The sequence below is a fragment of the Cellulosimicrobium sp. CUA-896 genome, from assembly GCF_001942335.1.
Taxonomy (GTDB): domain Bacteria; phylum Actinomycetota; class Actinomycetes; order Actinomycetales; family Cellulomonadaceae; genus Cellulosimicrobium.
Window position 1 is genome coordinate 154,944 of the sequence record NZ_MKKH01000011.1, and the last position, 17,557, is coordinate 172,500.

At 74.6% G+C, this 17,557-nt stretch carries 14 protein-coding genes and 3 pseudogenes; 6 read left to right on the top strand and 11 right to left on the bottom strand.

What is annotated here, in order from left to right:
• Positions 1-18 precede the first annotated feature (18 nt).
• Positions 19-396 carry an STAS domain-containing protein gene (locus tag BJF88_RS05290; protein ID WP_075828022.1) on the top strand — a complete coding sequence of 126 codons (378 nt, stop codon included), beginning with the start codon at positions 19-21 and terminating at the stop codon, positions 394-396.
• 60 nt (positions 397-456) lie between these two features.
• Here BJF88_RS05290 and ppgK read toward each other — a convergent pair whose 3' ends face one another.
• Positions 457-1,269 carry a polyphosphate--glucose phosphotransferase gene (gene ppgK / locus BJF88_RS05295; protein WP_075828023.1) on the bottom strand — a complete coding sequence of 271 codons (813 nt, stop codon included), beginning with the start codon at positions 1,267-1,269 and terminating at the stop codon, positions 457-459.
• Positions 1,266-2,186, bottom strand: a complete 921-nt coding sequence (gene map / locus BJF88_RS05300) for a type I methionyl aminopeptidase (protein ID WP_083648870.1) — start codon at positions 2,184-2,186, stop codon at positions 1,266-1,268. Before map ends, ppgK begins: the two co-directional genes overlap by 4 nt.
• Before the next feature lie 56 nt (positions 2,187-2,242).
• Between map and BJF88_RS05305 the strand changes: the two genes are divergently transcribed.
• Together BJF88_RS05305 and BJF88_RS05310 are read left to right on the top strand one after the other, a co-directional pair.
• On the top strand, positions 2,243-2,455 hold the full coding sequence (locus BJF88_RS05305) for a hypothetical protein (RefSeq protein WP_075828063.1): 213 nt from the start codon (positions 2,243-2,245) through the stop codon (positions 2,453-2,455).
• Positions 2,452-3,402, top strand: a complete 951-nt coding sequence (locus BJF88_RS05310; protein WP_075828024.1) for an N-acetylmuramoyl-L-alanine amidase — start codon at positions 2,452-2,454, stop codon at positions 3,400-3,402. The genes BJF88_RS05305 and BJF88_RS05310 overlap by 4 nt, the downstream gene beginning before the upstream one ends.
• A 12-nt stretch (positions 3,403-3,414) precedes the next feature.
• On the opposite strand, the gene panB is transcribed toward BJF88_RS05310, so the two are convergent.
• From panB to BJF88_RS21310, 3 genes are all read right to left on the bottom strand, one after another.
• Entirely contained in the window at positions 3,415-4,266 is an 852-nt protein-coding gene (gene panB, locus BJF88_RS05315; RefSeq protein ID WP_075828025.1) for a 3-methyl-2-oxobutanoate hydroxymethyltransferase, read from the bottom strand.
• A gap of 66 nt (positions 4,267-4,332) precedes the next feature.
• Positions 4,333-5,157: an NAD(+) synthase gene (gene nadE, locus BJF88_RS21305; protein WP_255371769.1), complete on the bottom strand. Its 825-nt coding sequence runs from the start codon at positions 5,155-5,157 to the stop codon at positions 4,333-4,335.
• Positions 5,154-6,050, bottom strand: coding sequence for a nitrilase-related carbon-nitrogen hydrolase (locus BJF88_RS21310; protein WP_255371770.1), 897 nt, complete (start codon positions 6,048-6,050; stop codon positions 5,154-5,156). Before BJF88_RS21310 ends, nadE begins: the two co-directional genes overlap by 4 nt.
• 109 nt (positions 6,051-6,159) lie before the next feature.
• Here BJF88_RS21310 and glnA (BJF88_RS05325) point away from each other — a divergent pair.
• Positions 6,160-7,496, top strand: a pseudogene (gene glnA / locus BJF88_RS05325) (type I glutamate--ammonia ligase).
• Entirely contained in the window at positions 7,493-10,621 is a 3,129-nt protein-coding gene (locus BJF88_RS05330) for a bifunctional [glutamine synthetase] adenylyltransferase/[glutamine synthetase]-adenylyl-L-tyrosine phosphorylase (RefSeq protein WP_075828026.1), read from the top strand. Before glnA (BJF88_RS05325) ends, BJF88_RS05330 begins: the two are co-directional and overlap by 4 nt.
• A 216-nt stretch (positions 10,622-10,837) precedes the next feature.
• Here the strand turns inward: BJF88_RS05330 and glnA (BJF88_RS05335) are convergent.
• Positions 10,838-12,261, bottom strand: a pseudogene (gene glnA / locus BJF88_RS05335) (type I glutamate--ammonia ligase).
• Between the two features lie 259 nt (positions 12,262-12,520).
• On the opposite strand from glnA (BJF88_RS05335), the gene BJF88_RS05340 reads away from it, so the two are divergent.
• Positions 12,521-12,997, top strand: a complete 477-nt coding sequence (locus BJF88_RS05340; protein ID WP_075828027.1) for an RDD family protein — start codon at positions 12,521-12,523, stop codon at positions 12,995-12,997.
• 22 nt (positions 12,998-13,019) lie between these two features.
• On the opposite strand, the gene BJF88_RS05345 is transcribed toward BJF88_RS05340, so the two are convergent.
• The 5 genes and pseudogenes from BJF88_RS05345 to BJF88_RS05365 form a co-directional block, all read right to left on the bottom strand.
• A complete protein-coding gene (locus tag BJF88_RS05345; RefSeq protein WP_075828028.1) occupies positions 13,020-13,763 on the bottom strand; it encodes a DUF4191 domain-containing protein in 744 nt (247 codons plus the stop codon).
• A gap of 10 nt (positions 13,764-13,773) precedes the next feature.
• Positions 13,774-14,783 (bottom strand): annotated as a pseudogene (lipA, locus tag BJF88_RS05350) (lipoyl synthase).
• A 108-nt stretch (positions 14,784-14,891) separates the two neighbouring features.
• A complete protein-coding gene (locus tag BJF88_RS05355; RefSeq protein ID WP_075828029.1) occupies positions 14,892-16,247 on the bottom strand; it encodes an MFS transporter in 1,356 nt (451 codons plus the stop codon).
• Between the two features lie 94 nt (positions 16,248-16,341).
• Positions 16,342-16,998: a lipoyl(octanoyl) transferase LipB gene (gene lipB, locus BJF88_RS05360; protein WP_075828030.1), complete on the bottom strand. Its 657-nt coding sequence runs from the start codon at positions 16,996-16,998 to the stop codon at positions 16,342-16,344.
• Positions 16,999-17,007: 9 nt separating this feature from the next.
• Complete coding sequence (locus BJF88_RS05365; RefSeq protein ID WP_255371771.1) at positions 17,008-17,520, bottom strand: MarR family winged helix-turn-helix transcriptional regulator; 513 nt, start codon at positions 17,518-17,520, stop codon at positions 17,008-17,010.
• Between the last annotated feature and the right edge of the window lie 37 nt (positions 17,521-17,557).

Consider the following 17,557-nt stretch of genomic DNA (forward strand, 5'->3'; position numbering starts at 1 on the left):
GAGAGGCGGGCGGTACCGATGCAGGAGACAGGGACCAGGGGAGCAGCCGTCGAGACGGGCGGCATCCGCCTGATCGAGGAGCCCGGTGCGAGTGTCGTGGACATGTGGGGCGAGATCGACGTCGCCCTGCGCAGCGAGGCGAGCGCCGCCCTGGCGAACGCGCTCGAGCGCGACGTCCCGGTGGTCATCGACACGTCGAAGGTGACGTTCATGGACTCGACCGGGATCGCGTTCCTCGTGCAGTTCTACACGATCGGCTCCGAGGAGGGGCTGTCGGTGACGCTCCGGAACCCGCCGAGCGTCGTGACCGACGTGCTGGAGATGCTCGGCGTCATCGAGATGTTCGGCACGGACCGGCACGAGGTCTCCTCGAGCCACGAGGTCGCTGCCGGCTGACCCCGCGGGACGACTCCGCGGGCCGGCGGGACCGCAGCGCGAGCCCGAGCCGGCGGGACCTCAGCGAGCAGCAGCGGCGCGCCGGGCGTCCTCCGCCGCGAGCGCCGCGGCCCCGACGATGCCCGCCGCGTTGCGCAGCCGCGCCGGGACGACCGGAGCGCGCAGGTGCAGCAGCGGCAGGAACTTCTCGTGCTTCTTGCTGACGCCCCCGCCGACGACGACGAGGTCGGGCGAGAGCAGGTCCTCGACGACGCCGAAGTACCGCTGGAGTCGTTCGGCCCACTGCTCCCAGCTGAGGTCCTCGCGGTCGCGCGCGGCCTCGGACGCCCGGGTCTCGGCGTCGTACCCGTCGATCTCGAGGTGGCCGAGCTCGCTGTTCGGCAGCAGGATCCCGTCGACGATCAGCGCGCTGCCGATGCCCGTGCCGAGCGTCGCGACGAGCACGACGCCGTCCGTGTCGCGTGCCGCGCCGTAGCGCACCTCGGCGACGCCCGCCGCGTCGGCGTCGTTGACGGCCACGACGTGCCGACCGGTCTCGCGCCCGAGCAGCGCCGGGACGTCCACACCCGTCCAGGACTGGTCGAGGTTCGCCATGGAGCGCACGACACCGCGCTGGAGCGGGGCCGGGAACGCGACGCCGAGCGGGACGTCCGTCGGGAGGTCGTACTCGTCGACGAGGCGCCCGATCACCTCCGCGACGGCCTGCGGCGTCGAGGGCTGCGGCGTGGGGATGCGGTGACGGTCCTGGGCGAGCTCGCCCGTCGCCAGGTCGACGGGCGCGCCCTTGACGCCGCTGCCCCCCACGTCGACGCCGAACGCGAGGGCGGGACCGGCGGAGCCGTCGTCGTGGTGGGAGGAGGTGTGCGCGTTCATGGGAGTGTGAGGATCTCCGCTCCGTCGTCGGTCACCAGCAGCGTGTGCTCGAACTGAGCCGTCCGTGAGGTGTCTGCGGTGACTACCGTCCACCCGTCGTCCCACATCCGCCACTCGGACGTGCCGAGGGTGAGCATGGGCTCGATGGTGAAGACCATCCCGGGCTCGATCACCGTGTCGTGCAGCGGTGCGGCGTCGTAGTGGGGGATCACGAGGCCGGAGTGGAAGGCCCGGCCGACGCCGTGGCCGGTGTACTCGCGCACGACGCCGTAGCCGAACCGGGCGGCGTAGCGCTCGATCACCCGGCCCACGACGTTGACCTGGCGACCGGGCGCGACGGCCCTGATCCCGCGGGCGAGGGCCTCGCGCGTGCGTTCCACGAGCAGCGCCGACTCCTCGTCGACCTCGCCGACGGCGAAGGTCGCGTTCGTGTCGCCGTGCACGCCGCCGATGAAGGCCGTGACGTCGACGTTGACGATGTCGCCCTCGACGAGCGCCGTGGAGTCGGGGATGCCGTGGCACACGACCTCGTTGACGGACGTGCACAGCGACTTCGGGAACCCGCGGTACCCGAGCGTGGACGGGTAGGCGCCGTGGTCGAGCAGGAACTCGTGGCCGACGCGGTCGAGCTCGTCCGTCGTCACGCCCGGTGCCACGTGCCGGCCGACCTCGGCGAGGGCCTGCGCCGCGATCCGCGACGCGGCCCGGATGCGCTCGACCGTGCCGGGGTCGTTGACCTCGCTGCCGGTGAAGGGCTGCGGGGCCGGCCGCCCGACGTACTCCGGCCGGGCGACGGACGCCGGGACGGTGCGCGGCGGGCCGACGGTCCCGGGCGTCAGCGGCGGTCGGCGACCGGGCGGACGAGCCGCTGCGGGGCGCGCCGGGCCCGGGGGAGCGGCGGGCGACGTCGAGGTCATGGGCGCCAGTCTACGAAGGCGTGTGCGGCGTGCGGATCTGCGGGAGGATCGGGACCATGACGACCTTCAGCGACGACGGCGACCCGGCGGGCCGCGACCAGTACTACTACGACACGCGCACGGGTGAGGTGCACCGGGGGCCGACGGGCTCGTGGTCGCACCGCATGGGCCCGTACGCGACGCGGGAGGAGGCCCAGCACGCCCTGGAGACGGCCCGCGCGCGCTCCGAGGCCTGGGACGAGGAGGACCGCCGAGAGCGCGGGGAGTGACGCACGCACCGGGACCACCGCGCCGTGCCTGGGCCGGCCGGCTCGGGCTGCTCCTCGCAGGGCTGGCGGTCGGCGGGCTGACGTTCCTCCTCGTGCTCCAGGTGCGGGCGGGGACCTCCACGGGCCCGGTGCCGACGGCGACCCCCGCCGCGCCGGCGCAGGAGGCGCCCGGGACGGCGGGGTCGCCCGGGCCGCCCGCGGCCGACGACGACGGCGGGGTCGACGGGGCCGGCGGGACCGACGGGGCGGGCGAAGCCGGCGGGGCCCCGCTCGCGGGGCTGACGGTCGCCGTCGACCCGGGTCACAACGGCGCGAACGCCGAGAAACCGCTCACGGTGAACGCGCCCGTGCCGGACGGGCGCGGTGGCACCAAGGCGTGCAACACCGTCGGGACGGCGACCGCCGCCGGGTACCCGGAGCACGCGTTCGCGTGGGACGTCGCCGCGCGCCTGACCGACCGGCTCACCGCTCTCGGCGCCACGGTGGTGCTCACCCGGCCCGACGACGCCGGCGTCGGTCCGTGCGTCGACGCCCGCGGTCGCTTCCCGCAGGAGCACGGCGCCGACGTGCTCGTGTCGCTGCACGCCGACGGCGCCGAGGACCGCGGGGTGGACGGCTTCTTCGTGATCGTGGCCGACCCGCCGGTGCACGAGGCGCAGGGAGCGCCCAGCGTCGCGCTCGCGCAGGACCTCGTCGGCGCGCTGGGCGCCGCAGGGTTCGTGCCGTCCGACCGGTACGACGGCGCGATCTCCCGCCGGGCCGACCTCGCGACGCTCAACCACGCCGAGCGCCCCGCGGTGCTGCTCGAGCTCGGGCAGATGCGCCACCCGGCCGAGGGTGCGCTCATGGAGTCCGAGGCCGGCCGGCAGCGCTACGCCGACGCCGTCGCGGCGGGCCTGCGCGCGTGGGCGGCCGACCGCGGCGTTCCCGGCCCGCCCCAGGACTAGGCCGCGCGCCGGTCAGCGCGCGAAGCTGTGGCCCTCGTCGGGGAACGTGCCGGCGCGCACGTCGGCGGCGTACGCCTCGGCGGCGCCGCGCAGCGCCTGCCCCAGCTCCGCGTAGCGTCGCGCGAACCGCGGGGACCACTCGGTCATCCCCGCCATGTCGGTCCAGACCAGCACCTGGCCGTCGCACTGCGGCCCGGCGCCGATGCCGATGGTCGGCACGGCGAGGATCTCGGTGACGCGCGCCGCGACCTCGACCGGGACCATCTCGAGGACGACCGCGACCGCACCGGCCTCGGCGACGGCGAGCGCGTCCTCGCTGAGCCGCTCCGCGGCGTCGTCCCCGCGCCCCTGCACCCGCGGGCCGCCCAGCGCGTGCTCCGACTGCGGCGTGTACCCGACGTGGCCGACGACGGGGATGCCCGCCTCGGTGAGCGCGCGGACCTGCGGGACGACGCGACGGCCGCCCTCGAGCTTGACGGCGCTGACCCCCGTCTCCTTGAGGAAGCGCACGCCCGTGGCGAGCGCCTGCTCCGGCCCGGCCTCGTAGGACCCGAACGGCAGGTCGACGACCACGAGGGCGCGACGCGCCGCACGGGCGACCGCGCGGGCGGCCGGGACCAGGTCGTCAACGGTGACGGGGAGCGTGGTGGCGTGGCCGTGCATCGTGTTGCCGATCGAGTCTCCGACGAGCAGCACGTCGATGCCCGCCTCGTCGAACAGGTGCGCGGTGACCGCGTCGTACGCCGTGAGCATCGTGATCCGCTCGCCGCGCGCCTTCGCCTCGGCGAGGTGGTGGACGCGCACGCGCCGGGGCGCGGTGCCCCAGTCCGGCGACGACGGCTCGGGGGCGGTGTGTGCGGACATGGGGGCCTTTCTCGGGTGGGTTTCGGGCGGCACGGCGGGCGCGTCTCCCGCCGGCGGCGACGCGGCTCAGCCGAGCGGCTCGCGCCAGCGGGACGTGATCGGCAGACGGCGGTCGCGTCCGAACGCGAGCGCGGTGACCTTGGTGCCCGGCGGGTACTGGCGGCGCTTCCACTCGGCGCGGTCGACGAGCCGCACGACCGTGTCGACGACCTCGGGGTCGAAACCGCGCGCGAGGAGCTCGGCCCGTCCCTCCGCGTGCTCGATGTACGCGTCGAGCACCTCGTCGAGCAGCTCGTACGGGGGCAGCGAGTCCTGGTCGGTCTGGCCGGGCCGGAGCTCGGCCGACGGGGGCTTGGTGATCGACGACTCGGGGATGGGCGGGATCTCGCCGGCGTCCAGCGCCTGGTCGTTGCGCCACCGCGCGAGCCGCCACACGCGCGACTTGTCCACGTCCTTGATCGGGGCGAAGCCGCCGATGCTGCCGGCGTCGTAGATCGTCGCGTAGCCGGTGGCGAGCTCGGACTTGTTCCCCGGCGCGACGACGAGGTGGCCCTCCGCGTTGGACAGCGCCATGAGCACGACGCCGCGCACGCGCGCCTGCAGGTTCTCCTCGGCCACGCCCGTCAGGTGCAGCTCGCCCTGGAACGCGTCGACCATCGGGCCGATGGGCTGGACGCGGTAGTCCGCGCCGAGGCGCTTGGCGAGGTCCGCGGCGTCGTCCTTGCTGTGCTCGGACGAGTACGCGGACGGCATGGAGACCGCGACGACGTTCGCCCCGCCGACCGCGTCCGCCGCGATCGTCGCGGTGAGGGCCGAGTCGATGCCGCCGGACGCGCCGAGCACGACCGAGCGGAAGCCGTTCTTGCGCACGTAGCCGGCGAGACCGGTCACGCAGGCCCGGTACACCTCCTCGTCGGCCGGCAGCAGAGGCGCGACGGGCCAGCGCCCGTCGACGGGCGCGGCGGGGCGCCGTCGGGCAGGTCCCACACCAGGAGGTCCTCGACGAACTGCGGCGCGCGGGCGAGGAGGTCGCCCGCACGGTCGAGGACGAAGGAGCCGCCGTCGAACACGAGGTCGTCCTGCCCGCCCACCATGTTGACGTACACGACCGGGGCGTCGACCTCCCGCGCCCGCCGGGCGGCGAGGTCGGTGCGCACGTGGCCCTTGCCCTCCTCGAACGGCGAGCCGTTGAGGACGACGAGCAGGTCGAGCCCGTCGCCGGTCTCGTCGAGCGCGGCCATCTCCGCGACGGGGCCGCCGTCCTGCCAGATGTCCTCGCAGATGGCGAGGCCGACGCGCCGGCCCGCGACCTCGACGACCGTGGTCGTGCGCCCCGGCGCGAAGATGCGGAACTCGTCGAACACGCCGTAGTTCGGCAGGTGGTGCTTGTCGTACGCGGCCTGCACGACGCCGTCGCGCAGCACGACGGCGCGGTTGGTCGGGAGGTCGGCCGGGCTGCCCGACGCCTCGCGCTCCGCACCGCCGGCGCCCCGCGGGGCGCCGGCGGTGCCCACGGTGCCGAGCACGACGGTCGTCGCGCCGAGCCCCTCCGCGGCGAGCTGGTCGGCGACCCGCGCGGCCGCGGCCCACGCGGCGCGGCGGAAGGACGCGCGCAGGGCGAGGTCCTCGACGGGGTATCCGGTGAGCGTCATCTCGGGGAAGGCCACGAGGTCGGCACCGGCGGCGGCCGCCTGCCGGGTGCGCTCGAGGACGAGGGCGGCGTTGCCGTCGAGATCGCCGACGCACGTGTCGACCTGTGCCAGCGCGACGCGCAGATCAGCCATGCCGTCAGCCTAGACGAGCGCCCGGCGTCCGCCCGGCGTCCGCCCGGCACCGAGTCCGCCACCCGGTCGTGTCACTCGTTCGTCACACGGATCAGGCAGGATGTACCGCATGGACAGGCAGCAGGAGTTCGTGCTCCGCACGGTCGAGGAACGGGACATCCGCTTCATCCGGCTCTGGTTCACCGACGTGCTCGGGATGCTCAAGTCGGTGGCGATCGCGCCGGCGGAGCTGGAGTCCGCCTTCTCGGAGGGCATCGGGTTCGACGGCAGCTCGATCGAGGGCCTCACCCGGGTGTACGAGGCCGACATGATCGCCAAGCCGGACCCGACGACGTTCCAGGTCCTGCCCTGGCGCGGCGACCGGCACGGGACGGCACGCATGTTCTGCGACATCCTCACGCCCGACGGCGAACCGTCGCTCGCGGACTCGCGCAACGTGCTCAAGCGCACGCTCGCCCGGGCGAGCGACAAGGGCTTCACCTTCTACACGCACCCCGAGGTCGAGTTCTACCTCTTCAACCAGCCGGCCACGGCGGACGCCCCGCTCGTGCCCGTCGACCAGGGCGGCTACTTCGACCACCTCGCGCGCGGCTCCACGCACGACTTCCGCCGCGCGGCGATCACGATGCTCGAGTCGATGGGGATCTCGGTCGAGTTCTCCCACCACGAGGCCGGTCCCGGCCAGAACGAGATCGACCTGCGCTACGCCGACGCCCTGACGACGGCCGACAACCTCATGACGTTCCGCACGGTCGTCAAGGAGGTCGCGCTCGAGCAGGGCGTGTTCGCGTCGTTCATGCCCAAGCCGCTCGCCGACCAGCCGGGCTCCGGCATGCACACGCACCTGTCCCTCTTCGAGGGCGACCGCAACGCGTTCCACGAGCCCGGGGCGCAGTTCGAGCTGTCGAAGACGGCACGCCAGTTCATCTCCGGGCTGCTGGTCCACGCCGCCGAGATCACCGCGATCACGAACCAGTACGTCAACTCGTACAAGCGGCTGTGGGGCGGCGCGGAGGCGCCGAGCTACGTCTGCTGGGGCCACAACAACCGCTCCGCACTCGTGCGTGTGCCCATGTACAAGCCGGGCAAGGGCAACTCGAGCCGTGTGGAGTACCGCGCGCTCGACTCGGCCACGAACCCCTACCTCGCGTTCGCCGTCATCCTCGCCGCGGGGCTCAAGGGCATCGAGGAGGGCTACGACCTGCCCGAGGCCACCGAGGACGACGTGTGGGAGCTCACGGACGCGAGCGCCGCGCGCTCGGCATCAAGCCGCTCCCGCAGTCGATCGACGCGGCCGTCGCCGTCATGGAGAAGTCGGAGCTGGTCGCCGAGACGCTGGGCGAGCACGTCTTCGACTACGTGCTGCGCAACAAGCGCCAGGAGTGGGACGAGTACCGCGCGCAGGTCACGCCGTTCGAGCTGAAGCGGTTCCTCCAGGTCCTGTGAGCACGACGACGCCCGGCTCGTCCGGTCCCGCGCGGCGCCCGACCCGCACGGGCCGGCTCGCGCGGTACGGCTTCGCCGACATCACGCGGTCGGCGGGCCTGCTCGACGACGCCGACCTCGCCCGGCTGCTGGACGGCAGCGCCGGTCGCGCCGGCGGGCCCGCGGACGGGGGCGCCGTCGACGACGACCTGCTCGTCGCCCTCGGGGCGAGCGCGGACCCCGACCTCGCGCTGCTCCAGGTCGTCCGGCTCGCCAGCGCGCTGCTGCGCGACGGCGACCCGGACCTCCTCGCGCTCGCACGGCGGTGCCTCGCGCCCGGCGCGGCGCGCGAGCGGTTGCTCGCCCTGCTCGGTGCGTCGGTCGCCCTCGGCGACGACGTCGTCCGGCGTCCGGCGCTGCTGCGCCTGGTCGCCGACCCCGCGGCCGGGACGGGGGTGGACGCCGGTGCGGTGCGGGCCGAGCTGCTGCGCGCGGTGGGCGCTGACCCGGAGGCGGCCGTGCCCGTCGCCGACCAGCCCGGCCCGGAGCGCGTCGACGCGCTGCGGCGCGCGTACCGCGAGCGGCTGCTGCGCATCGCGGCGACCGACCTCACGGTCGCGGAGCCGCTGACCCGGATGCCCGCGGTCGGCGCGGCGCTCGCGGACCTCGCCGGGGCCGCCCTCGAGGGAGCGCTGGCCGTGGCGCGTGCCGAGCTCGACGACCACGGGGCCGGGGTGCGCCTCGCCGTGATCGCCATGGGCAAGTGCGGTGCGCGCGAGCTCAACTACGTCTCCGACGTCGACGTCGTCTACGTCGTCGAGCCCGCCGAGGGCGCCGACGAGGAGTACGCGACGGGGGTGGGCGCCCGCCTCGCGACGGCGCTCGCGCGCGTGTGCTCGGGGACCTCGGGCGAGCCCGCGCTGTGGACCGTGGACGCCGCGCTGCGTCCCGAGGGCAAGCAGGGCCCGCTCGTGCGCACGCTCGCGAGCCACGTCGCGTACTACGAGCGCTGGGCCAAGACGTGGGAGTTCCAGGCGCTGCTCAAGGCGCGCGCCGTCGCGGGCGACCGGGCGCTCGGCCGCGCGTACGAGGAGGCGGTGGCGCCGTTCGTGTGGTCGGCCGCGGGCCGGGAGAACTTCGTCGAGGACTCCCAGGCGATGCGTCGCCGCGTCGAGGACCACGTGCCCGCCGCCGAGGCGGACCGCCAGCTCAAGCTCGGCAAGGGCGGGCTGCGCGACGTCGAGTTCACCGTGCAGCTCCTCCAGCTCGTGCACGGGCGGTCCGATGACACGATCCGCAGCCGCAGCACGCTCACCGCGCTCGCCGAGCTCGCCGCCGCGGGGTACGTCGGCCGTGAGCACGCCGCGCGCCTCGGCGTCTGCTACCGCTTCCTGCGCGCCCTCGAGCACCGCATCCAGCTCTTCCGGCTCCGCCGCACGCACCTCGTCCCGACCGCCGACGACGAGCTGCGCCGCCTCGCGCGCTCCCTCGGCATGCGCAGCGAGGGCGCGCAGGGCCTCGTGGACCGGTGGCGTGCGACGCGGCGCGAGGTGCGGGGGCTGCACGAGGAGCTCTACTACCGCCCGCTGCTGCCCGCGACGGCGCAGCTGTCGCCCGACGAGGTCAGCCTCGCGCCCGAGGCCGCGAAGGCACGCTTCGCCGCGATCGGGTACCGCGACCCCGCTGGCGCGATGCGTCACGTCAACGCCCTCACCGAGGGCGTGAGCCGGCGCGCGGCGATCCAGCGCCAGCTCCTGCCGGTGATGCTCGGCTGGTTCGCCGAGGGAGCCGACCCGGACGCCGGCCTGCTCGCCTTCCGCACGCTGTCCGAGACGCTCGGCGCCACCCACTGGTACCTCAAGCTCCTGCGCGACTCCGGGTCCGCCGCGCACCGGCTCGCCCAGATCCTCGCGAGCTCGCGCTACCTCGCCGACGCGCTCGCGCGGTCGCCCGAGTCGGTGCGCTGGCTCGCCGACGACGCCGACCTGCTGCCCCGCGGCGCGGAGCGGCTCGCGTCGGAGACGGACGCGATCCTCACCCGCGCCGACCAGGTCCAGCCCGCCACCGTCAGCCTGCGGGCCGTGCGGCGCCGCGAGCTCGCCCGCACCGGGGCGGCCGAGCTGCTCGGGGTGGTCGACGCGGTCACGGCTGCGCGCAGCGTCTCCGAGGCGGCCGACGTCGTGCTCGTCGGCGCGCTCCGGATCGCCGAGTTCGTCTCGCGGGGCGAGCTCGGGTACGTCGAGCAGGACCCGGCGTCCGCGCCCGCGCGCATGCTCGTGGTCGCGATGGGCCGCCTCGGCGGGTGCGAGATGGGCTACGGCTCCGACGCCGACGTGATGTTCGTCCACGACCCGGCTCCCGGCGCGTCGGAGCGCGACGCCCAGGCGTACGCCACGGCCGTCGCGACGCGGATGCGCCAGCTGCTGTCCGCCGTCGGCCCGGAACCGGCTCTGCCCGTGGACGCCGACCTGCGACCGGAGGGCCGCAACGGCCCGCTCGTGCGCTCGCTCGCCTCCTACGCCGAGTACTACCAGCGCTGGGCGAGCGTCTGGGAGGCGCAGGCGCTGCTGCGCGCCCGGCCGGTCGCCGGCGACGTCGGTGGGCTGGGCGAGGAGTTCCGGACCGTCGTGGACCGTGTGCGGTACCCCGCGGGCGGGCTGGACGCGGCGCAGCTGCGCGAGGTGCGCCGGATCAAGGCGCGTGTGGAGTCCGAGCGGCTGCCGCGCGGGGTCGAGGCGTCGCGGCACCTCAAGCTGGGGCGCGGGGGAGTGTCGGACGTCGAGTGGACCGTCCAGCTCCTCCAGCTCGAGCACGCCCACGCGGTCGAAGGTCTGCGCACGACGTCGACCGTCGAGGCGCTCGACGCCGCCGTGGGAGCCGGGCTCGTGGATGGCGAGGACGCGGCGGTGCTCGGGGAGGCCTGGCACCTCGCGTCGCGGCTGCGCAGCGCGCTCGTGCTGTGGTCCGGGCGCACGGGCGGATCGACCGCCGACGTCCTGCCGCACGACCGGCAGGCGCTCTACGGCCTCGCGCGCGTGCTCGACCTACCCGACGTCACGACCGGCGCGGAGCTCGAGGAGCTGTACCTGCGCACCGCGCGGCGGGCACGCACCGTCATGGAGCGGCTGTTCTACGGCGAGGACTGAGCCGAACCCCGGGTTGCGCGCGGTTCAACGTGCCGAACCTCGGGTTGTGCGGCAGACCACTCTCGATCTGCCGCACAACCCGGGGTTCGGCGTCGACAGGGGCGGGGGCGACCTCCTCGGCGGGAGGACCGCCCGGACCAGGAATCCGGCTGTGGACCCGCGAGAGCCCCGGAGTCCGTCGGACTCCGGGGCTCTCGGTGCGGCGTCTGCTACCGATCAGATGTCGTAGTAGAGCTCGAACTCGTGCGGGTGCGGGCGCAGACGGATCGGGTCGATCTCGTTGGTGCGCTTGTAGTCGATCCACGTCTGGATGAGGTCGGGCGTGAACACGTCGCCCTGCGTCAGGTAGTCGTGGTCGGCCTCGAGCGCGTCGAGCGCCTCGCCGAGCGACGCCGGGACCTGCGCGATCTGCGCGTGCTCCTCGGGCGGCAGCTCGTAGAGGTCCTTGTCGATCGGCTCCGGCGGCTCGATGCGGTTCCGCACGCCGTCGATGCCGGCGAGCAGCTGCGCGGCGAAGGCGAGGTACGGGTTGGCCGACGGGTCGGGCACGCGGAACTCGACGCGCTTCGCCTTGGCGGAGGAGCCGTGACGGGGATGCGGATGCACGCGGAGCGGTTGCGCGCCGAGTACACGAGGTTGACCGGGGCCTCGTAGCCGGGGACCAGGCGGTGGTAGGAGTTCACCGACGGGTTCGTGAACGCCAGCAGCGACGGCGCGTGCTTGAGGAGGCCGCCGATGTACCAGCGGGCCGTGTCGGACAGGCCGCCGTAGCCCTTCTCGTCGAAGAACAGCGGCTCGCCGTTCAGCCACAGCGACTGGTGCGAGTGCATGCCCGAGCCGTTGTCGCCGAAGATCGGCTTCGGCATGAACGTCACCGACTTGCCGGCCTCGAAGCCCACGTTGCGGATGACGTACTTGAACTTCATCAGGTCGTCGGCCGCGTGCAGCAGCGTGTTGAAGCGGTAGTTGATCTCCTGCTGGCCGGCGGTGCCCACCTCGTGGTGCGCGCGCTCGACGTCGAGACCCACCTGGCCGAGGACGGCGACCATGTCGTCGCGCAGGTCGGCGAAGCGGTCCGACGGGGAGACGGGGAAGTAGCCACCCTTGTAGCGCGTCTTGTACGCGAGGTTGCCACCCTCCTCCTCGCGACCGGTGTTCCACGCGGCCTCGACCGAGTCGAGGTGGTAGAAGCTCGAGTGCTGGTTCGTCGCGAAGCGGGCCTCGTCGAAGACGTAGAACTCGGCCTCGGGGGCGAAGTACGCCGTGTCGGCGATGCCGGTCGACGCGAGGTACGCCTCGGCCTTGGCGGCGATGTTGCGGGGGTCGCGCGAGTACGGCTCGCCCGTGAACGGGTCGACGATCGAGAAGTTCACGACGAGCGTCTTGCGCTTGCGGAACGGGTCCACGAACGCGGTCTTGACGTCCGGCACGAGCTTCATGTCCGACTCGTGGATCGCCTGGAAGCCGCGGATCGACGATCCGTCGAACATCAGGCCGTCCTCGAAGGCGGCCTCGTCGAACTGTGCGACGGGGATGTTGAAGTGCTGCATGATGCCGGGCAGGTCGCAGAAGCGGACGTCGACGAACTCGACGCCCTCGTTCCGCGTGAAGGCGATTGCCTCCTCCGCGTTGTTGAACATCCGTTGCTCCTTGATCGGGTGGTGCCGTCGGGCTGCGCGGCGACGAACCGCTGACGTGGCGCCCACGAACCTAGGGCGCAGCGGTTTCCTCGCCGTGTACCCGTTGTTTCGGCCGTGTTACGTCCGGCGTCCCCGTGTGACGGTCGTGCTACACGGGGGCGCGTTCAGCCCTCGGCGCTCGGGTGCGCCGGGCCGACCCTATCGTCGTCGGGCCCGCGCGGGGCGCGGGTGTCCACGTCCCGGCACGTAGGCTGGGGCCGTGGTATCGCGCGAGGACATGGGTTCGTGGCTCGAGGGCACCCCCGGGGGACGCCCGGAGGGGCGCGGCGCGCGCCTCGGGCTCCCGCCCGACGGGCCCGGTTCCCTCGCCACGCTCGGCCGCCGGCTCGTCGCGCTGGTCGTCGACTGGACGCTCGCCACGCTCGTGGCGTTCCTGTTCTTCCGTCCCGCGGCGGACGGCTTCTTCGAGAGCGTCTCCGCGCTGCCCGCGTGGTCCCAGCCGCTCGTGTTCGCGGTCGAGAACGTGCTGCTCGTCAGCACGCTGGGCTTCACCGTCGGGCACCGCCTGCTCGGGATGCGCGTGCGCCGGGTCGCCGAGCCGCGGCGGATGGTCGGCGTCGGGCGCGCCCTGCTACGGACCGCGCTGCTCCTGCTCGTCGTCCCCGCCGTCGTGTGGGACGCCGACGGCCGCGGCCTGCACGACCGCGCCGCCGGCACGGTGCTCGTGCGGACCTGACCGTCGCCCGGGGCCCGGACGGTCAGCGGCCCTTGAGCCCCTTGCGGTCGGGGCGTGCGCGCGACGGGTCGACGCCCTTGGGGATGGGCAGGCGGGCGGCGCCGAGCGCGCGCAGCCGCTTGGAGACCTCGGCGGTCTCGGGCTTGGTGAGCGTCGGCTTGAGCTTCTGGACGGTCCGCGGGAGCTTCGGGAGAGCGACCTGGCCCTCGTCGTTGCCGACCTGCACGAGCGTGACGGGCACGTTCGGCAGCACGCGCGTCACACGCTTGCGCTCGCTGTCGAGCAGCCGCTTCGCCCGGTGCGGCGGTCCCTCGCTCACGAGGACGACGCCCGCGCGGCCGACGCCGCGGAACACGAGGTCCTGGGTGCGGGGGTCGACCGCGACGGGCTCCTCGTCGAAGGTCCAGCCACGTCGGATGGTGCCGAGCGCGGCGCGCGCGGCGCCGGGCTGGCCCTCGATCTGCTGGTACGCGGCGCGCTCGGCGCGACGCGTGAGCACGAACATGGCGCCCAGCGCGGCGAACGGCAGGCCCACGATGAGCGTGTAGACCCACTGGCCCCACCACAGGCCGATCGCGAGGGCGACGACGAGGATCCCGACGAACACGCCGAGCATGACCCACGTGACCGCGGGGTCCTGCTTGCGGGTCATCTGGTAGGCGGCCCACACCTGGTGGTACCAGCGCTGCTTCTTGGGCTTCTTCTGCGTGGCGACCTGCTCGCCGGCGGCGGGCGCGCCGGTGGTGCCAGAGTTCTTGCGGGCCATGGTCGTCAGTCTAGTAGGGCGCGCGGGCCAGCAGGCTTGCGGCCTCCTGCCGGGACGTCGTCGGCTCCGCGAGGTGGGCGAGCGCGGGCGGCACGGGCAGGCCGCGGCGGGTCATCGCCTGGCCCCACAGGCGGCCCGCCCGGTAGGAGGAGCGCACGAGCGGCCCGGACATGACACCGAGGAAGCCGATCTCCTCCGCCGCGTCCGACAGCTCGACGAACTCCTCCGGCTTGACCCAGCGGTCCACGGGGTGGTGGCGCAGCGACGGGCGCAGGTACTGCGTGATCGTCACGAGGTCGCAGCCCGCGTCGTGCAGGTCCTGCAGGGCCGCGCGCGCCTCGTCGGTCGTCTCGCCCATGCCGAGGATGAGGTTCGACTTCGTGACCAGCCCCGCCTCGCGCGCGCGGGTGAGCACCGACAGGGAGCGCTCGTACCGGAAGCCCGGCCGGATCTGCTTGAAGATGCGCGGCACGGTCTCGAGGTTGTGCGCCAGGACCTCCGGGCGCGACGCGTTCACCTGGTCGAGCAGCTCGGGGACGGCGTTGAAGTCGGGGATGAGCAGCTCGCGCCGGTGCCCGGGTTCAGCGCGTGGATCTGCCGCACGGTCTCGGCGTACAGCCAGGCGCCGCCGTCGGCCAGGTCGTCGCGCGCGACCCCGGTGACGGTCGAGTAGCGCAGGCCCATCGCCTGGACGGACTCGGCGACGCGACGCGGCTCGTCGGCGTCGAAGTCCGCCGGCTTGCCCGTGTCGATCTGGCAGAAGTCGCAGCGGCGCGTGCACTGGTCGCCGCCGATGAGGAACGTCGCCTCGCGGTCCTCCCAGCACTCGAAGATGTTGGGGCAGCCCGCCTCCTCGCAGACCGTGTGCAGGCCCTCGCGCCGCACGAGACCCTTGAGCTCGGAGTACTCCGGGCCCATCGACGCGCGGGTCTTGATCCACTCGGGCTTCTTCTCGATGGGCGTCGCCGCGTTGCGAGCCTCGACGCGCAGCATGCGCCGGCCTTCTGGTGCGATCGTCACGGGGTCTCCCGGTCGTCGTGGCCTGCTGGTCGCCGACGCCCGACCGCGGGAGCGGTCCGCGGGCGTCCGGCCAGGTGGCGGGGCGCCCGGTACGACGCCGGACTACGGTCAGCGTACGGCAGCGCGCGCGCCCCGCTCCGGGCGGCGACCAGCCCGTGGACGTGACGTCAGCGACACCCCGGCGGCGAGCAGCACCGCGGCGGCGACGACGGGCACCGCGAACGACGCGGCGGCCGACACCCCTTGCCCGAGCTGGCCCGCACCCGAGGCGCCGAGCGCGACGCCGACGACGTTCGCGCTGGCGACGAGGGTCATCGCGGCGGCGGTGCGGCCGGCGGGCGCCCGCTCGCCCGCCACGGTGAACACGGTGACCATGACCGGGCCCACGAACAGGCCCGCGACCGCGACGGCCGCGACCACGGCCGCGACCGATCCGGTCGAGGCGGCGCCGACGAGCGCCGCCGTGCTGACGAGGAGCCCCCCGGCGAACGTCGTCCAGCGGGCGCCGAGGGACCAGCGGTCCGGCAGCGCGACGACGGCGAGCGCGGTCGCCGCCGAGCCGACGCCCATCACCGCGTACACGAGTCCTGCGAGGTCCGGGACGCCCGCGTCGCGCGTCAGGGCCGTCAGCGCGGCCTGGGTGCCGCCGAAGAGCAGCCCCATGGCGAGCATGCCGACGACCGTCACCGCCTCGCGACGCGCGAGCCGCCACGTCGCGCGCAGCCCGCCGGGCGCCGTCGGCGCTGTCGACGCCGCGCCGGGGGTGCCGGGGCGGCTCGTGACCCGTGCGCTCGGGTGGAGCGCGAACGCGGTGCCGGCGGTCGCCAGCAGCGCGGCGGCCACCAGCACGGCCACCTGGGGCGACCCGGCGGCGGCGAGCACCCCGACGAGCGCCGGTCCGAGCACGAAGCTCACCTCGTCGGCGGTGCTCTCGTAGCTCATCGCGGCGAAGAGCGTCCGCGGCTCGTCGCGGGCCATGGCGAGCCAGCGCACCCGGGCGAGGGGCCCCACCTGCGGCACGCTCGCGCCGACCGCCGCGGCGGCGGCGAGCGTCGCGGCGGTCGACGACCCGGTGCTCGCCGCGAGCAGGCCCAGGACGGCGAGGGCCGACGCCGGCGCGCAGACGAGCACGACGCGCCGCTGGCCGACCCGGTCGGCGACGGCACCCTGGGCCGGCCCGCCGACCGCCGTGCCGAGCGCGGCCGCCGCCGAGGCGAGTCCGCCGAGGGCGACGGACCCTGTCGAGGACGTGACGAGCAGCAGCGTGCCGATCGTCAGCATCGAGAACGGCAGGCGTGCGAGGAACGCCACCGGGAGGAACCACCGCCCGGCGAGACGGGGGAGGCGGGCGTAGACGCCGGCCCGTGCGGGCGAGGGCGTCGGCGCGCCCGCGCGCGGGCCGGGTGCGTCGTGCGGCGGCACCGTGGGCGCCGGGGCAGGGGAGGAGGAGGTCGTCGGTGTCATGCGTGGTCCAGGGGTCGGCAGGTCGCGCACCGACCCTCCCGTACTCCGGCGCGCGCGACGTCCCTGAGCCTCCAGCGTAGCGCGCGGTGCGGCGCTACCCCGTCGCCGCCGGAGCGGGCGCCGCGCGCAGCGGTGCCAGCGCGGCCTCCAGCGCCGCGACGAGGGACGCGGCGACCTCGTCGGGCGACACGGTCCGGCCCAGCTCGGCGGAGAGCGACGTCACGTCGGCGTCGTCGATGCCGCACGGGACGATGCGCTCGAAGCGCGACAGGTTGGGGCAGCAGTTCAGGGCGAGACCGTGCATGGTCACGCCGCGGGCGACGCGCACGCCGATCGCGCACACCTTGCGCTCGCGCCGCGTGGCGTCGGCCTCCAGCCAGACGCCGCTGCGCCCCTCGACCCGCACCGTCGCGAGCCCGAGCCCGCCGCACACGGCCATGACCGCGTCCTCGAGCGCGCGGACGTAGGCCACGACGTCCACCGGCTCCGCGAGGCGCAGCACCGGGTAGGCGACGAGCTGTCCGGGCCCGTGCCACGTGATCCTGCCGCCGCGGTCGACGTCCACGACGGGTGTGCCGTCGTGCGGCCGCTCGGTCCGGTTGGTCCGCCGCCCGGCGGTGTACACGTCCGGGTGCTCGACGAGGAGCAGCGTGTCCTCGCGCGTACCGGCCGCGACCGCCTCGTGCGTCGAGCGCTGGAGCGCCCACGCGTCGTGGTACTCCGTCAGGCCCGGCAGGGTGTGCACGTCCACCGGGCCAGGCTAGCCCTCGCCGGGCGCGTCCGGGTCGCGGGGCAGGTGCTCGAGCATCGCGAGGAGCGCCTCGCGCAGCGCACCGACCTGCGCGTCGTCGAGGCCGCGCGTGGCGAGCTCCTCCGCCGGCCGGCGTCGTGCGGCGGCCGTCGCGGCCGTGCGGCCGGAGTCTGTGAGGCCGACCGCGCGCCGTCGACGGTCGGCCGGGTCGCCCGTGCGCGTCACGTAGCCCGACCGCTCCAGGCGGGCGACGACCCGGCTCATCGTCTGCTCGGTCACCCCGGACTCCGCGGCGAGCTCGCGCTGGGACCGCGGCCCGGCGAGCAGGTGCATGAGGACGGGGAACCCGGCGTGGTTGAGGTCCCACTGGCCGAGGTGGGCGTTCCACTCGCGCTCGATCCGGCGCGCGACCGCGAACAGCAGGCGACCGGTGGGCCACTGCGTCGGGTCGGCGGACGCGGGCTCGGCGAAGACCGGGTCGGCCTCGGACCCGTTCGTGACGTCGGCGAGCGGTCGCTCCACGTGCACTCCTCCCTCCGCCATGGCACCATTACTCAGC

What these genes read in the sequence shown, in the direction of transcription:
- BJF88_RS05290 (WP_075828022.1), top strand. Translation starts at nt 19, where the DNA reads ATGCAGGAGACAGGGACCAGGGGAGCAGCCGTCGAGACGGGCGGCATC.
- ppgK (WP_075828023.1), bottom strand. Translation starts at nt 1,269, where the DNA reads ATGAACGCGCACACCTCCTCCCACCACGACGACGGCTCCGCCGGTCCC.
- map (WP_083648870.1), bottom strand. Translation starts at nt 2,186, where the DNA reads ATGACCTCGACGTCGCCCGCCGCTCCCCCGGGCCCGGCGCGCCCCGCA.
- BJF88_RS05305 (WP_075828063.1), top strand. Translation starts at nt 2,243, where the DNA reads ATGACGACCTTCAGCGACGACGGCGACCCGGCGGGCCGCGACCAGTAC.
- panB (WP_075828025.1), bottom strand. Translation starts at nt 4,266, where the DNA reads ATGTCCGCACACACCGCCCCCGAGCCGTCGTCGCCGGACTGGGGCACC.
- BJF88_RS21310 (WP_255371770.1), bottom strand. Translation starts at nt 6,050, where the DNA reads ATGGCTGATCTGCGCGTCGCGCTGGCACAGGTCGACACGTGCGTCGGC.
- BJF88_RS05345 (WP_075828028.1), bottom strand. Translation starts at nt 13,763, where the DNA reads ATGGCCCGCAAGAACTCTGGCACCACCGGCGCGCCCGCCGCCGGCGAG.
- BJF88_RS05355 (WP_075828029.1), bottom strand. Translation starts at nt 16,247, where the DNA reads ATGACACCGACGACCTCCTCCTCCCCTGCCCCGGCGCCCACGGTGCCG.